13 protein-coding genes are annotated in these 14,327 nt (G+C 71.8%); 9 read left to right on the forward strand and 4 right to left on the reverse strand.

The features are described 5' to 3' along the window. Positions 1–21: 21 nt before the first annotated feature. The 3 genes from ACZCAH_RS03960 to ACZCAH_RS03970 all read left to right on the forward strand — a co-directional run bounded on the left by ACZCAH_RS03960 (position 22) and on the right by ACZCAH_RS03970 (position 3,717). Positions 22–927 carry a formate/nitrite transporter family protein gene (locus ACZCAH_RS03960; RefSeq protein ID WP_464339831.1) on the forward strand — a complete coding sequence of 302 codons (906 nt, stop codon included), beginning with the start codon at positions 22–24 and terminating at the stop codon, positions 925–927. A 170-nt stretch (positions 928–1,097) separates the two neighbouring features. Beyond that, on the forward strand, positions 1,098–2,564 hold the full coding sequence (locus ACZCAH_RS03965) for an FAD-dependent oxidoreductase (RefSeq protein WP_464339832.1): 1,467 nt from the start codon (positions 1,098–1,100) through the stop codon (positions 2,562–2,564). 175 nt (positions 2,565–2,739) lie between these two features. Continuing rightward, positions 2,740–3,717: a zinc-binding dehydrogenase gene (locus tag ACZCAH_RS03970; protein ID WP_464339833.1), complete on the forward strand. Its 978-nt coding sequence runs from the start codon at positions 2,740–2,742 to the stop codon at positions 3,715–3,717. A 111-nt stretch (positions 3,718–3,828) separates the two neighbouring features. On the opposite strand, the gene ACZCAH_RS03975 is transcribed toward ACZCAH_RS03970, so the two are convergent. Together ACZCAH_RS03975 and ACZCAH_RS03980 are read right to left on the reverse strand one after the other, a co-directional pair. Next, positions 3,829–4,251, reverse strand: coding sequence for an organic hydroperoxide resistance protein (locus ACZCAH_RS03975; RefSeq protein ID WP_464339834.1), 423 nt, complete (start codon positions 4,249–4,251; stop codon positions 3,829–3,831). 13 nt (positions 4,252–4,264) lie between these two features. Continuing rightward, on the reverse strand, positions 4,265–4,888 hold the full coding sequence (locus tag ACZCAH_RS03980) for a TetR/AcrR family transcriptional regulator (RefSeq protein ID WP_464339835.1): 624 nt from the start codon (positions 4,886–4,888) through the stop codon (positions 4,265–4,267). Between the two features lie 53 nt (positions 4,889–4,941). Here ACZCAH_RS03980 and ACZCAH_RS03985 point away from each other — a divergent pair, with 53 nt between their 5' ends. Then, on the forward strand, positions 4,942–5,334 hold the full coding sequence (locus ACZCAH_RS03985) for a DUF1304 domain-containing protein (RefSeq protein ID WP_464339836.1): 393 nt from the start codon (positions 4,942–4,944) through the stop codon (positions 5,332–5,334). Between the two features lie 23 nt (positions 5,335–5,357). Here ACZCAH_RS03985 and ACZCAH_RS03990 read toward each other — a convergent pair whose 3' ends face one another. Beyond that, positions 5,358–6,569, reverse strand: a complete 1,212-nt coding sequence (locus ACZCAH_RS03990; protein ID WP_464339837.1) for a pyridoxal phosphate-dependent aminotransferase — start codon at positions 6,567–6,569, stop codon at positions 5,358–5,360. Positions 6,570–6,783: 214 nt separating this feature from the next. Here ACZCAH_RS03990 and ACZCAH_RS03995 point away from each other — a divergent pair, with 214 nt between their 5' ends. Genes ACZCAH_RS03995 through ACZCAH_RS04010 form a run of 4 tightly spaced genes read left to right on the forward strand, consistent with a single transcriptional unit; the run spans position 6,784 to position 12,369 of the window. Continuing rightward, positions 6,784–9,075 (forward strand): alpha-galactosidase, encoded by a 2,292-nt coding sequence (locus ACZCAH_RS03995; protein ID WP_464339838.1) that lies wholly within the window; start codon positions 6,784–6,786, stop codon positions 9,073–9,075. A gap of 38 nt (positions 9,076–9,113) precedes the next feature. Continuing rightward, on the forward strand, positions 9,114–10,049 hold the full coding sequence (locus ACZCAH_RS04000) for a carbohydrate ABC transporter permease (RefSeq protein WP_464339839.1): 936 nt from the start codon (positions 9,114–9,116) through the stop codon (positions 10,047–10,049). A gap of 12 nt (positions 10,050–10,061) precedes the next feature. Continuing rightward, on the forward strand, positions 10,062–10,970 hold the full coding sequence (locus tag ACZCAH_RS04005; protein ID WP_464339840.1) for a carbohydrate ABC transporter permease: 909 nt from the start codon (positions 10,062–10,064) through the stop codon (positions 10,968–10,970). A 10-nt stretch (positions 10,971–10,980) separates the two neighbouring features. Beyond that, positions 10,981–12,369 (forward strand): ABC transporter substrate-binding protein, encoded by a 1,389-nt coding sequence (locus ACZCAH_RS04010; protein WP_464339841.1) that lies wholly within the window; start codon positions 10,981–10,983, stop codon positions 12,367–12,369. A 30-nt stretch (positions 12,370–12,399) separates the two neighbouring features. Here the strand turns inward: ACZCAH_RS04010 and ACZCAH_RS04015 are convergent, their stop codons facing one another. Then, positions 12,400–13,545 carry an ROK family protein gene (locus ACZCAH_RS04015; RefSeq protein ID WP_464339842.1) on the reverse strand — a complete coding sequence of 382 codons (1,146 nt, stop codon included), beginning with the start codon at positions 13,543–13,545 and terminating at the stop codon, positions 12,400–12,402. Positions 13,546–13,630: 85 nt separating this feature from the next. On the opposite strand from ACZCAH_RS04015, the gene ACZCAH_RS04020 reads away from it, so the two are divergent. Next, entirely contained in the window at positions 13,631–14,323 is a 693-nt protein-coding gene (locus ACZCAH_RS04020) for a hypothetical protein (RefSeq protein ID WP_464339843.1), read from the forward strand. Positions 14,324–14,327: the final 4 nt, after the last annotated feature.

Consider the following 14,327-nt stretch of genomic DNA (forward strand, 5'->3'; position numbering starts at 1 on the left):
CATCCCCGTCCAGGAGCCCCCATGTCGCACCCCACCTCGAGCCCCGCCCCCGCCCCGGCGGCACAGAGCACCCGGATCCCCGCCCCGAAGGCCCTCGCCGCGTCCCTCGAGGACGCGATGCACGCCAAGGCCACCGCGCCGCTGGACCGCATGTTCCTGCTCACCCTCTCGGGCGGCGGGTTCATCGCCCTCGGCTTCATCGCCATGATCACCTCGCAGCAGGGCATGGCGGACTGGCCCGTCGGCCTCGCCAAGGTGCTCGGCGGCACCGTCTTCGCCATCGGCCTCGGCCTGGTCGTCATCAGCGGCTCCGACCTGTTCACCGGCACCACCCTGACCTCGATGCCGTGGCTGTCGAAGCGGATCACCACCGCGCGGATGCTCACCCACTGGGGCATCTCCCTGCTCGGCAACCTGATCGGCGCGGTGACCGTGGCGGTGCTCGTGATGCTCGCCGGCACCCACACCACCAACGGGTCGGCCTGGGGCCTGGTGGTCCTGAACCTGACGCAGGGAAAGCTCTCCCACGACTGGCATCAGGCCTTCGTGCTCGGCGTCCTGGCGAACCTCGCCGTGTGCCTCGCGGTGTGGACCGCGACTGCGGGCACGACGGTGACCGACAAGCTCCTCGCCGTGACCGGCCCGCTCGTCCTGTTCGTCTCGACCGGTTTCGAGCACTCGGTCGCGAACATGTTCCTGCTCCCGATGGGTCTGCTCGTGAAGTACGGCGCGGGCGACGGCTTCTGGGCCGGGGAGGCGGTGCGGGCGGCCGGCGTCGACCGCGGCGACTTCGCCGCGATCACGGTCGGCGCGGTGGTCTGGGACAACCTGATCCCGGTGATCCTGGGCAACATCGTCGGCGGCGCCGTGCTCGTCGGCGCCTACTTCTGGACCATCTACCGCCGCCGGGAGGGGTCCGCCGCCTGAGCCCCGTGTCGCCCCGTGAACGCGTGTGCGCGGACCGGCGTCACCCCGCTCACACTCCTCCGGGGGAGGGCATTAACGCGTATACAGTGGTGCGGAAATCCTGGCGGTCCGGGGAGACCCTCGCCGCCCTGCAGACGATCGGCGCCGCCGCGCCACGAGACCGAGGTGCGATGTCCTCCAACCCGCAGCCCTTCCGCCTGGCCGTCGTCGGCGCCGGACCTGCCGGCGTCTACGCCGCCGAGACCCTCCTGCGCACCCAGCAGGTCAAGGACGGCGAGCTCGAGGTCGCGATCGACCTCTTCGACCGCTTCCCGGCCCCCTTCGGCCTGATCCGCTACGGCGTCGCCCCCGATCACCCGCGCATCAAGGGCATCATCACCGCGCTGCACCGCATCCTCGGCCGGGGCGACATCCGCTTCCTCGGCGACGTCGAGTTCGGCACCGACCTGACCGTCGAGGATCTCCGCACCCACTACGACGCGGTCATCTTCGCGACCGGCGCCCTCAAGGACGCGGACCTCGACGTGCCCGGTATCGAGCTCGAGGGCTCCTTCGGCGCGGCCGACTTCGTGGCCTGGTACGACGGCAACCCCGATTACCCCCGCACCTGGGAGCTCGACGCCGAGCACGTCGCCGTGATCGGCAACGGCAACGTCGCCCTCGACGTCGCCCGGGTGCTCGCCAAGAGCGCCGACGAGCTGCTGCGCACCGAGATCCCCGCGAACGTCTACGACGGGCTGAAGGCCGCGGCCACCACCGACGTGCACGTCTTCGGGCGCCGCGGCCCCGCGCAGACCAAGTTCTCCCCGCTCGAGGCGCGCGAGCTCGCGCACCCGACGGGTCTCCAGGTGGTCATGGACCCGCGCGACCTCGAGCAGATCACCGAGGCCGAGTGGGAGACCATCCGGGCGGACAAGCGCACCGACCAGATCGTGCAGACCTTCGTGGGCTGGACCGAGGAGCAGCAGCGCCGCGAGGCCGCGGGCGAGGCGCCGACGGACGCGCACGGCGGCCCGGTCTCCCGCCGCCTACACCTGCACTTCTGGCATCGCCCCGTCGAGGTCCTCGGCGAGGACGGAGCCGTCACCGGCATGCGCTTCGAGCGCACCCGCCTCGACGCCGACGGCCGCCTCGAGGGCACCGGCGAGTTCGTCGACTACGAGCTCGGCGCGGTCTACCGGGCGGTCGGCTACCACGGCTCCGAGCTGCCCGGGCTCCCCTACGACGCCGCCCGCGGCGTGGTGGTCAACCGGGCCGGGCGCGTCACCGAGGCCGACGGCACGGTCATCCCCGGCGTCTACGCGAACGGCTGGATCAAGCGCGGACCCGTCGGCCTGATCGGTGCGACCAAGTCCGATGCGATCGAGACCATCACCTGCCTGCTCGAGGACATCGCCGCGGGCACCCTCGCCGCCGCCCCCGAGCGCGAGGCCGATGCGATCCTGTCGCTGCTCGAGGAGCGCGGCGTGCCGTACACCACCTGGGACGGCTGGATGGCGCTCGACGAGCACGAGAAGGCCCTCGGCGCCGCGGCCCTCGACGCCGACGGCGAGCCGCGGGCCCGCATCAAGGTCGTGGACCGCGAGGAGATGGTGCGGGTCTCGCGCGACGGCGCTCCGCTGCCCTCGAACGCCTGAGCCGCGCGCAGACGTCGCCGGCATCCCGCCACCACAGGGGCCGGGGGTCGGACCGGAGAACCGGTCCCGGCCTCCGGCCCCTGTGTGAATCCCGGAACAGCGCACCCCGCACACGGTCCCCGTCGGGCCCGAGCGCCTATAGTGGAATGACCATTCCACAACGAGAGGCACCCTGATGCTCACCGTGACCTATGACCGCTTCGGCGAACCCGCCGATGTCCTCCGCACCGCCGCCGTCGACTCCCCGACCCCGGGTGCCGGCGAGGTTCTGCTGCGGATGCTCCTGAGCCCGATCCACCATCACGACCTGTGGACGATTCGCGGCACCTACGGCGTCCGCCCCGCGCTCCCCTCCGGCGCGGGCAGCGAGGGCGTCGCCGTGGTGGAGGCCCTCGGGGAGGGCGTCGAGGGGCTCGCCGTCGGCGACCGGGTCGCCGCGAGTGCAATTTCCGGTGCCTGGGCGGAGCTCGTCACGGCCCGCGCCTCCTCGCTGATCCCGCTGCCCGCCGAGCTCCCGGACGAATCCGCCGCCCAGCTCGTGGCCATGCCCTTCAGCGCCGTCTCCCTGCTCGAGCACCTCGATCTCGCGCCCGGAGAGGTCCTCGTGCAGAACGCAGCGACCGGGGCCGTCGGCCGCCTCGTCGCCCAGTTCGCCCGGATCCGCGGGATCCGCGTGATCAGCCTCGTGCGGCGCGGCAGCGGCGTCGAGGAGCTCGCCGCGCAAGGCATCGGCGACGTGGTCGCCACCGACCGGGAGAACTGGCAGGAGGAGGCCCGCACCCTGATCGGCGACGCGCGCGTCGCGGCGGGCCTGGACTCCGTGGGCGGCGACGCGGCGGGCCAGGTGCTCTCGCTGCTCGGGGACGGCGGCCGCCTGGTGGTCTTCGGGGCGATGGGCGGCTCGACCATGGCCCTCCCTTCCGGGCCGATCATCTTCCGGAACCTGAGGGTCGAGGGGTTCTGGGGCTCCCGGGTCTCGCAGGAGATGTCCCCTGAGGTGCGGCGCCGGCTCATCGGCGAGATCCTCTCCGGCCTGCTCTCCGGCGAAGTCACCTTGCCGGTCGCGGCCACCTTCGCGCTGGACGAGGTCACCGCGGCCGTGGCTGCCTCGCTGACCGACGGCCGACAGGGCAAGGTGCTGCTGCGCCCGTGAGTGGCGCCTCGGGGCCCCGTCGGCCCCGGGCCGCGAGGAGCCCCGCCGGCATCACACCCGACGGGGCTCCTGCATTCCGCCTCCCGCTCACGCAGGATGCGGGCGGCGACGTCAGTCGTCGGTGACCGTGACGACCACCGGGATGTTGCCCCGGGTGGCGTTCGAGTACGGGCACACCTGGTGCGCGGCATCGGCCAGCGCCTGGGCGGTGTCGTGGTCGAGCTCCGGGATGACCACCTCGAGCTCGACGGCGAGCGAGAATCCGCCGGAATCCTCGGAGCCGATGGTCACGCGGGCACCGACGCTCGAGCCGTCGATCGCGACCTTCTGCTGCCGGGCGACGGCCTGCAGGGCGGAGTGGAAGCAGGCGGAGTACCCGGCGGCGAAGAGCTGCTCGGGGTTGGCGCCGGCGCCAGTGCCGCCCATGGCGGTCGGGACGGCGAGGTCGAAGGCGAGATCCGACTCGGCGACATCGACGTGGCCGTCGCGGCCGCCGCCGGTGGCCAGGGCTTCGGTGGTGTAGAGGGGCTTCATGGCAGGTTCTCCTTCAGTCGAGATACGAGAGGGCGGCATCGAGGGCGGCGAGCGCCGACCGCGTGTCCACCCGGGTCATGACCAGGGCGCTGACGATCAGCGCGACGCAGGTCTCGGCGAGCCGCAGCTGCTCATCGGCCGGCCAGCCGGGGTACCGAGCAGCGGCCCCACGGAAAAAGGCGGCGAGGAGCTCGGCACGGTAGGCGCGCACCGCCTCGGCGATGCCGTCGTCCCGGGCGAGGCCCGAGCACGCGGTGTTCACCAGGAGGCAGCCGTCGGGGACGGCGCGGCCGGACGGGTCCGCGAGGATCTCGCGGGCGGAGCGGAAGTACGCCTCGAGGGCACCGGGAGCGACATGCTCCACCTGGAACCCGACGAGCCCGGGGCGCACGACGTGCTCGAGATAGTCCTCCACCGCGGCATCGAACAGGCCGCGCTTGGAGCCGAAGGCGTGGTAGAGGCTGCTGGCGTTGAGGCCGGTGGCCTGCTGGAGCGCCGCGAGGGACGCTCCGTCGAAGCCCTCATGCCAGAAGACGTCGCGCGCGGAGCGCACGGCGTCCTCATGGACGAAACCCGCTTGTCGCCCCACGCCGCTCTCCTCTCCGCAGTGCGCATCGCACGGGTGGTGCGATGCCACGGCCCACACTATACTGAAATGACTATTCCACAACCCCCACCCCGGAGGCCCTCGTGCTCGTCCTCGGTTCCGTCCTGGCCCTCGCCGCGGCCGCGCTCCACGTCGTCATCTTCCGCCTGGAGTCGCTCGCCTGGGGCGGGCCCCAGGCGCAGAAGGTGTTCGGCGCGCAGAGCCCGGAGGAGATCGCCGCGACCCGCGCCCTGGCCTTCAACCAGGGCTTCTACAACCTGTTCCTCGCCGTGCTCGCGGCGCTCGGCGCGGTGCTGGTCCTCGCGGGCGGCGTGACGGTCGGGGCCACGCTGTCGCTCGCGGGGACGGGCTCGATGCTCGCCGCCGCGACCGTGCTGCTGCTGAGCTCGCCCGCGCACCGCGCGGCCGCCGTGAAGCAGGGCGGGCTGCCGCTGCTGGCCGTGATCGCCACGGTCCTCGGCCTGCTGCTGCGCTGAGGCCGGGGGCCGCGCGGGAGGCCTCAGCGGCGGATCGAGGCCAGGTGGTCGGCGATCCGGTCGACCGCGTCGGCGAGCACATCGGCCTGCGGCAGGGTGACCAGCCGCAGATGGTCCGGCTCGGGATAGTTGAAGCCGGTGCCGTGGTTGACCAGCAGCTTCTTGGAGCGGAGCAGGTCGTAGGCGAACTGCTCGTCGTCCTCGAGCCGGTACATCTCGCGGTCGATGCGCGGGAACATGTAGAGCGCCCCGGAGGCCTTCACGACGCTCACGCCGTCGATCGCGCTGAGGCCCTCGTAGGCGACGTCGCGCTGCTCGCGCAGCCGCCCGCCCGGGAGCAGCAGCTCGCCCACGCTCTGATAGCCGCCGAGCGCGGTCGCCACGACGTGCTGTGCCGGGACGTTCGGGCACAGGCGCATGTTCGAGAGCACGTCGAGGCCCTCGATGAAGCTGGTCGCATGCTCCTTCGGGCCGTAGAGCGCCATCCAGCCGGCGCGGAAGCCCGCCACCCGGTACGCCTTGGACAGGCCGTTGAAGGTGATCGTGAGCAGGTCCGGGGCGAGCTTCGCGACATGGGTGTGGACCGCGTCGTCATAGAGGATCTTGTCGTAGATCTCGTCGGCCAGGATCATCAGCCCGTGCTTGCGGGCCACCTCGACGATATCCCGCAGCACGTGCTCGGGATAGACGGCGCCGGTGGGGTTGTTGGGGTTGATGACGACGATCGCCTTGGTGCGCGGCGTGACCTTGTCGGCGATGTCGGAGACGTCGGGCCACCACTGCTGCTCCTCGTCGCAGCGGTAGTGCACGGCGCGGCCGCCGGCGAGCGCGATCGAGGCGGTCCACAGCGGGTAGTCGGGCGCGGGCACGAGCACCTCGTCACCGTCGTCGACGAGCGCCTGGCAGGTCATCTGGATCAGCTCGGAGACGCCGTTGCCGAGGTAGATGTCGTCGAGCTCCATGCCCGGCATGCCCTTGGTCTGGTAATACTGCGCGACCGCGCGGCGGGCCGGGAGGATGCCCTTGGAGTCGGAGTAGCCCTGGGCGGTGGGCAGGTTCCGGATCATGTCGACGAGGATCTCGTCGGGCGCCTCGAAGCCGAAGGGCGCGGGGTTGCCGATGTTGAGCTTGAGGATCTTGTGCCCCTCGGCCTCCATGCGGGCTGCCTCGGCGGGGACCGGTCCTCGGATCTCGTAGCACACATCGCGCAGCTTCGAGGACTGGGTGAAGATCATCGGTCGGCTCCTGCCGTCTCGGAGGGGAGAGGCCAGGGTAGCCCCGCAGGAAGCAGGCGCAGCAGGTGCCCGGATGCTGGCGCGCGGGCCAGCCTTGACGCCGCGGCGGAGGGGGTTTACTTTCGAGGCGTAAGTAAATGGTCGGATCGACCAGCGACGGTCCCGGTCCCCGACCCCGCCACCCCCTGCAGTCCCCCGATCAGGAAGAGCGCCGATGCCTGCCGATCCCCGCACCCACCGCCTCCACCTCCGCGCGGCCGGGGTGTCCCTCGTGCTCGACACCACCGGCGGGCGCATCCCCGCGATCCTGCACTGGGGCTCGGACCTCGGCCCCCTCGACGCCTCGGGGCTCTCCGCCCTCTTCGCCGTCACCACCCCCGCGATCTCCAGCAACGGACCGGACGTGCCGCTGCGCACCGGCCTGCTCCCCCAGAACGCCGACGGCTGGCTGGGCCGACCGGGCCTGACCGGTGCCCGGGACGACGGCTCCGGCACCGCCCCGCGGCTCCGCGCCCTCGGCGTGCGGATCACCGAGGGCGGCGCCGCGCGCGACCTCGTCCCCGGCGCGGACGAGGCCGTCGAGACCGGCCCCGCGCTCGTGCGCTTCGATCTCGTCGACGAGGAGCTCCTCCTCGGGGCGCTGCTCGAGGTCGAACTGCTCCCCTCGGGGCTGGTGCGGGTCCGCGCCGAGGTCACGAACACCGGCTCCGACGCCTACACGGTCCAGCACCTCACCCCGGTGCTGCCGGTCCCGCTGGACGCCGATCAGATCCTCGACTTCGGCGGCCGCTGGACCAAGGAGCGCGCTCCCCAGCGGCGCGCCATGGTCACCGGCACGCACCTGCGCGAGAACCGGCGTGGGCGCACGGGGGCGGATGCCGCACACCTGCTGCACCTGGGGACCTCCGGCTTCGACTTCTCCTCCGGCGAGATCTGGGCCGTGCACACCGCCTTCTCCGGCAACCATGTCCACCTCGCCGAGCGGCTCTCCGCGGGGGTGCAGGTGATCGGCGGCGGCGAGCTGCTCCTGCCCGGCGAGGGCCGGCTCGACCCCGGCGCCTCCCTCGCCTCCCCGTGGCTGTACGGCGCCCACTCCGCCGCGGGCCTGGACGCGATCGCCCACCGCTTCCACGCGCACCTCCGCGCGCGGGAGGAGCACGGCGGCCTCCCCTATCCCGACACCCGCCGCCCCGTCACCCTCAACGTCTGGGAGGCCGTCTACTTCGACCACGACCTCGCCGTGCTCTCCGAGCTCGCCGACCGCGCTGCGGACCTCGGCGTCGAACGCTTCGTGCTGGACGACGGCTGGTTCGGCTCGCGCCGCGACGACTCCACCGGGCTCGGCGACTGGACCGTCTCGCAGGAGGTCTGGCCCGATGGCCTGGGCCCGCTGATCGATCACGTGACGGGCCTCGGGATGCAGTTCGGGCTGTGGTTCGAGCCGGAGATGATCAGCCCCGACTCCGATCTCGCCCGCGCCCACCCCGACTGGATCATGGCCCCGTCCCCCGCGCGGATGCCGCTGCCGGCCCGGCACCAGCAGGTCCTGAACCTCTCGATCCCCGCCGCGTGGCAGCACATCCACGACGCGATCGACGCCCTGCTGACCGAGTACGACATCGCGTACATCAAGTGGGACCACAACCGCGACCTCGTCGAGGCCGCGACCCAGGCCACCGGCGCCGCGGCCGTCCATGCGCAGACCCTCGCGCTGTACCGGCTGTGGGACAGCCTCAAGGCCGCTCATCCGAGTCTCGAGATCGAGTCCTGCTCCTCGGGCGGCGCCCGCGTCGACCTCGGCATCCTCGAGCGCGCGGACCGGATCTGGGTCTCCGACTGCATCGACCCGCTCGAGCGCGCGACCATGAACCGCTGGACCGCCCAGCTGGTGCCGCTCGAGCTGATGGGCAGCCACATCGCCTCGGGGGCCTCCCACACCACCGGCCGGCTGCATTCGCTCTCCTTCCGCGCCGCGAGCGCCCTGCTCGGCCATCTCGGCATCGAATGGGATCTGCGCCAGGCGAGCGACGCGGAGCTCGAGGAGCTGCGCACCTGGATCGCCCTCCACAAGGAGCACCGCGACCTGCTGTTCACGGGCGACCTGGTCCGCGCCGATCGCGGCCAGGACAGCATCTGGATCACCGGGGTGCTCTCCCCCGCCCGCGATCGCGGCCTGTTCACCGTGACCGCCGTCGACACCCCCGACATCGCCCCCGTCGGCGCCCTGCGCCTTCCCGGGCTGGACCCGGAACGCCCCTACCGGGTGCACCTGCACCGGATCGGCCCGGCGCCCACGGGGTACACCTGGCCCGCCTGGGCGCGGCAGGGCGTCGACCCCGCCGCCGACGGCCGCGGCCGCGGCTACGGGCCGCCCGAGCTCATCGACCACATGGACGTCCCCGGCTCCGTGCTCGTGCGCACGGGCCTCGCCGCCCCCGTCATGGCTCCCGAGACCGCCTTCCTGCTCGAGGTCGAAGCGCTCCCCTCGGGCTCGCCTCGACCCTGACCCCACCGACCCCCACCCACCCCGGAGAGAGGACGACGATGTCCACCATCACCACCGAGGCGGATCCGCCGCGGGGCACCGCCCCGTCGGCCCCCCGCCGACGCCACCGGAAGGACGACACGAAGCTGGCGCTGCTGTTCATCGCGCCCGCCTCGCTCGGCCTGCTGGTCTTCCTGGTCTGGCCGCTGCTGACCGGGCTGTACTACTCGTTCACCGAGTACACGACGCTGACCCCGCCGCAGTGGGTGGGCCTGGACAACTACAGCCGACTGCTCACCGACCCGGTCTTCTGGAACTCGCTGAAGGTGACGGTCTGGTACGTCATCCTCAACATCGGCATCCAGACGATCGTGGCGCTGGTGATCGCCGTGCTCATGCAGCGGCTGACGCAGTCCACCGTGCTGCGCTCCCTGGTGCTCGCCCCGTACCTGGTCTCCAACGTGGTCGCCGCGATCGTGTTCCTGTGGATCCTCGACACCCAGCTGGGCATCGTCAACATCTTCCTGCAGGGGATCGGCTTCGACCCGATCTCCTTCTGGGCCAACGAGACCTGGGTGATCCCGACGGTCGCCCTGGTGAACGTGTGGCGGCACATGGGCTACACCGCGCTGCTGCTCTTCGCGGGCCTGCAGTCGATCCCCGCCCACCTCTACGAGGCCGCGCGCACCGAGGGCGCCGGGGAGATCGCGATGTTCCGCCGCATCACCCTGCCGCTGCTGCGCCCGATCCTCGCGCTGGTGCTGATCATGACGATCATCGGGTCCTTCCAGGTGTTCGACACCATCTCGGTCACCACCCAGGGCGGCCCCGCCGACGCCTCGAAGGTGCTGCAGATGTACATCTACGAGAACGCCTTCGCCCAGTACGAGTTCGGCTACGCCTCCGCGCTGTCCGTCGCGCTGCTGGTGATCCTCATGGTGATCACCTTCGCGCAGTACTGGATGAGCCGTGCCGGCCAGTCGGACCTGGACTGAGAGGAGAGTGCGATGACCACGACGTCGATGGCGCACCGCCCCCGCCGCGCGATCCCCTGGGGGAAGATCGCGGCCTGGGCCGTGATGGTGATCTTCCTGCTGATCACCCTGTTCCCCTTCTACTGGATGCTGCGCACCGCGCTGTCCAGCAACAACGCCCTGGCCACGGATCCCGCGAGCCTGTTGCCCGTGGGTCTGAACACCGGCGGTTTCGAGCGGGTCTTCGGCCTGCAGGACGTGGAGACCGCGATCTCGCAGGGCGGCTCGGGCGCCTCGATCAACTTCTGGCGCTACCTGCTGAACTCGGTGATCGTGGCGACCACGATCACCGTGGTGCAGACCTTCTCCTGCGCGATGGCGGCCTACGCCTTCTCGCGGCTGCGCTGGCGCGGGCGGGACACGGTCTTCCTGATCTTCCTCGGCTCGCTGATGATCCCGCAGATCTTCACCCTGCTGCCCAACTTCATCCTCATCAAGAACCTGGGCCTGGTGGACACGCTGCTGGGGATCATGCTGCCCACGCTGTTCATCTCGAGCTTCGCGATCTTCTTCCTGCGCCAGTTCTTCAACAACATCTCCCGCGAGGTGGAGGAGGCGGCGCTGATCGACGGGGCGAGCAAGGCGCGGGTGTTCTTCACCCTGATCCTGCCGATGTCCTCGGCGCCGCTCGCGACGCTCGCGCTGCTGACCTACATGTCGGCCTGGAACGAGTACTTCTGGTCGCTGATGGTCTCCTACACCGACCAGTCCCGGGTGCTCACGGTGGCCCTCGGCGTCTTCCGCGCCCAGGCCCCGGGCACGGGACCGGACTGGTCCGGGCTGATGGCGGCGACCCTGGTCGCGGCCGCGCCCATGCTGATCCTCTTCGCGCTGTTCGCGAAGAAGATCGTGAACTCCATCGGCTTCAGCGGGATCAAGTGAGGTGCCCGAGATGACTGCATCGACCCACCACCCGCGCCGCGGCGGCCTGTCCCGTCGGCGCCTGCTCGCCGGTTCCGCGGCCCTCGCCGCCGGCGCCGCGGGCACCGTCTCGCTCGCCTCCTGCGGGACGAGCGCCGCCCCGCCCGGTGCCACCGAGATCGACTACTGGCTGTGGGACGCGAACCAGCTGCCCGCCTACTCCGCCGCGATCGACGCCTTCATGGCGCAGAACCCCGACGTCTTCGTGCGCGTCACCCAGCTGGGCTGGGACGACTACTGGACGAAGCTCACGGCGGGCTTCGTCGCGGGCGCCGGCCCCGACGCCTTCGCGGACCATCTGGCCCGCTATCCCGAGTTCGTGAAGCTCGGGGTGATCGCCCCGCTCGACGACCTCGCACCGCTCGCCGAGGTCACCGCCGACCGTTTCCAGGACGGTCTGCAGGAGCTGTGGACCGGGCAGGACGGGAAGCGGTACGGCATCCCCAAGGACTACGACACCATCGCCGTGCTCTACGACAAGAACATGCTCGAGGAGGAGGGGCTTTCGGAGGAGGACCTCGCGGGCCTCGACTGGAATCCCGAGGACGGCGGCTCCTTCGAGCGCCTGCTCGCCCGGCTCACGGTCGACGAGAACGGTGTGCGCGGGGACGAGGACGGCTTCGATCCGACGCGCGTGGCGCGCTACGGCCTGGGCGCCGACGCCGGCATCGACTACGTCGGCCAGACCTCCTGGTCAGCCTTCGCGCTCGCCACGGGGTGGACCTTCACCGACGCCGACACCTGGGGCACCGCCTTCCACTACGACGACGACCGCTTCGCGGCGACGATGGACTGGTACTTCGGCCTCGTGGACAAGGGGCTCTTCCCGCCCTTGGGCATGTTCGGGGACTCCAGCCCCCTGCAGACCCAGGTGCAGTCGGGCCGGGCCGCCCTGGGGCTGGCGGGCTCGTGGATGATCACCACCTGGGCGAACCTCGAGGGCGTGGACCTCGGGATCGCCCCGCTGCCCACGGGACCGGCGGGCACGCCGATGTCGATGTTCAACGGTCTCGGCGACTCGATCGCCGCGCAGTCGGAGCACCAGGAGGAGGCGTCGCGGCTGATCGCCTTCCTCGCCTCCGACGAGGCGCAGCAGATCATCGGCGACCGCGCCCCGTTCTTCCCCGCGACGGACGTCGGCACCGAGGCGGCCATCGCCTCCTACGCCGAGCGGGGCCTGGACGTCACCGCCTTCACCGACCGGGTGGAGGCCGGGGAGACGGGCCTGTACCCGCTGGTGGAGAACTCCGCGGCGATCGCGTCGATCATGCAGCCGGCCTTCGACGAGTGCTGGATGCGGCGGATCGGCGGCGCGGACTTCGCCGCCTACAACGAGCGGGTCAACGCCCTGTTCGGCTGAAGGGATCGCGCGACGTCGCGGTCATCGGGGTCAGGCGGGCACGCCCACGTGCTGCTGGATCGCGATGACCGCGGCGCCGCGCGCCCAGTCGTCGAAGTCGCCGGAGAGCAGCCGGATCACCAGATCCCGCTGGACGGGGTGCACCGCGGTGCGCAGCACCTCCTCGAAGAGCCCGTCGGCCTCGCGCACGAGGTCGACGGTCTCGCCGCCGATGAGCAGGGCCTCGGGATCCAGCACCGCGACCAGCGCGGAGGCGGTCCGGGCGAGGTCGCGGGCGAGATCCGCGACGAGGCCTCGAGCCCCCGGCTCCTCCGCGCGCAACAGCTCGCGGAGCGCCTCGAGCCCGTCCTCGGGGGTGAGGAGGCCGCGGCGGCGTGCCGCGTCGAGCAGGGCGTCCAGGCGCGCCACCTCTCCGAGGGTGAGGACGGCGCCGTCGGGCCCGACCCGCGCGGGCAGCTGCTCGGTGAGCCCCGCGAGATGGCTGCGCCCCTCGACGAGGCGACCGTCGATCACGCTGCCGATCGCGACGCCGGCGCCGACGGTGAGCACGCAGAAGGAGCGGTAGGCGCGGCCCACCCCGAACCAGTGCAGGCCCTGCACCATCGCGAAGAGGTCGTTCTCGACGGTCACGGGGAGGCCGAGGCGCGCCCCGAGGAGCCCGCCGACGTCCACCGGCTCGTCCCAGTGCAGGAGCGAGGACGAGAGCACCGAGCGCCGCCCGGCGACGCGGGCACCGAGGCTCACCCCCACCCCGATCACCCGCGGATGGGCCGCGACGAGCGCCTCGACCGGGGCGCTGATCGCCTCGAGCAGGTCCTCGGGGCCGGACGCCGCATGCGGGAGCACGAGCTCCTCGAGCCGGTTGCCGCGCACGGTGGTGACCACGGCGTGGATCTCGTCGGCCGTCGCCTTGACCCCCACGAAGCGCGGCCCGAGGTTCTCCTCGATGTCGAGCGGCTCCTGCGGGCGCCCCTTCGCGAGCGGCACCGTGTCCAGCGGGTGCAGGTGCCCGCCCTCGAGCAGGTCGCGCGTGACGCGGGTGACGGTCGGCGCCGAGAGGCCGAGGCGCGCGGAGAGGCCGCTGCGGGAGCGGGGCCCGAAGCGCAGCAGATCCCGGTACACCGCGCGGGCGCTGTCCCCGCCGAGGTCATGGGCTTCCTGCCGCGAGCTGTTCATCCGCTGAGGATATCGGCGCGAAGGTGACCGACGCCGCCGCCTCTGCCATGCTTCCGGGGAAGACACCACAAGTTCAGGGGGATCGATGAGCGAGACCAGCACGACCGCGCGCCACGAGCAGGACCAGGATCCGGTGGTGGTCTACACCGCCTACGAGATCGACTTCATGCTGGGGCTGCGCGACACCGAGAGCGGGCGCATCACGCGGGAGCAGATCGGGCTGCGCTCCGCCCCCGAGGAGGCGCGGGAGTTCGTCACGGCGGCGGTGTCCTCGGGGCTGCGCGCCCGCGGCAAGGTCGAGCGCTCCGGCGAAGGGCAGTGGGCGCTCGGCGAGGAGGGCCAGATCGTGGCGACCGCCCTGACCTCCGCGGACCGCTGGCTCGGGATCGCGCTCTCGGAGGGCCCCGCGATGCGGATGGCCTTCGTCGTCAAGGCGGACCGGGCGGTCCTCATGCTCACCCAGGACGAGCTGGACTCCTTCCAGGTCACCGCCCTGCCGGACCCGGCGGTCGTCCCGGACTCCATCGCCGACATCGTCAACGCCTTCCTCGACGACGGGGCCGAGCGCACCGTCTCGCTGCGCCGCACCGACCTCGCGGACCCGTCGGAGCAGGTGCCGATGATGATGCACGTCGAGTCGAGCGGCGCCTGGCGGCTCGGGCACCTGCCGCTGGACGAGGAGGGGGTCCTGAGCGTCTCCGACCTGCCGCGCGACAAGGTCGCCGCGGCGGTCGCGGCGCTGTGGGACGAGGGCACGAGCGCGGCGCCCGCCCGCTGAGCGG

The sequence above is a fragment of the Brachybacterium sp. B718/18 genome, assembly GCF_055454375.1.

Coding starts and splice junctions, on each gene's coding strand:
- ACZCAH_RS03960 (WP_464339831.1), top strand. CDS start 22: ATGTCGCACCCCACCTCGAGCCCCGCCCCCGCCCCGGCGGCACAGAGC.
- ACZCAH_RS03965 (WP_464339832.1), top strand. CDS start 1,098: ATGTCCTCCAACCCGCAGCCCTTCCGCCTGGCCGTCGTCGGCGCCGGA.
- ACZCAH_RS03970 (WP_464339833.1), top strand. CDS start 2,740: ATGCTCACCGTGACCTATGACCGCTTCGGCGAACCCGCCGATGTCCTC.
- ACZCAH_RS03975 (WP_464339834.1), bottom strand. CDS start 4,251: ATGAAGCCCCTCTACACCACCGAAGCCCTGGCCACCGGCGGCGGCCGC.
- ACZCAH_RS03990 (WP_464339837.1), bottom strand. CDS start 6,569: ATGATCTTCACCCAGTCCTCGAAGCTGCGCGATGTGTGCTACGAGATC.
- ACZCAH_RS03995 (WP_464339838.1), top strand. CDS start 6,784: ATGCCTGCCGATCCCCGCACCCACCGCCTCCACCTCCGCGCGGCCGGG.
- ACZCAH_RS04000 (WP_464339839.1), top strand. CDS start 9,114: ATGTCCACCATCACCACCGAGGCGGATCCGCCGCGGGGCACCGCCCCG.
- ACZCAH_RS04005 (WP_464339840.1), top strand. CDS start 10,062: ATGACCACGACGTCGATGGCGCACCGCCCCCGCCGCGCGATCCCCTGG.
- ACZCAH_RS04010 (WP_464339841.1), top strand. CDS start 10,981: ATGACTGCATCGACCCACCACCCGCGCCGCGGCGGCCTGTCCCGTCGG.
- ACZCAH_RS04015 (WP_464339842.1), bottom strand. CDS start 13,545: ATGAACAGCTCGCGGCAGGAAGCCCATGACCTCGGCGGGGACAGCGCC.
- ACZCAH_RS04020 (WP_464339843.1), top strand. CDS start 13,631: ATGAGCGAGACCAGCACGACCGCGCGCCACGAGCAGGACCAGGATCCG.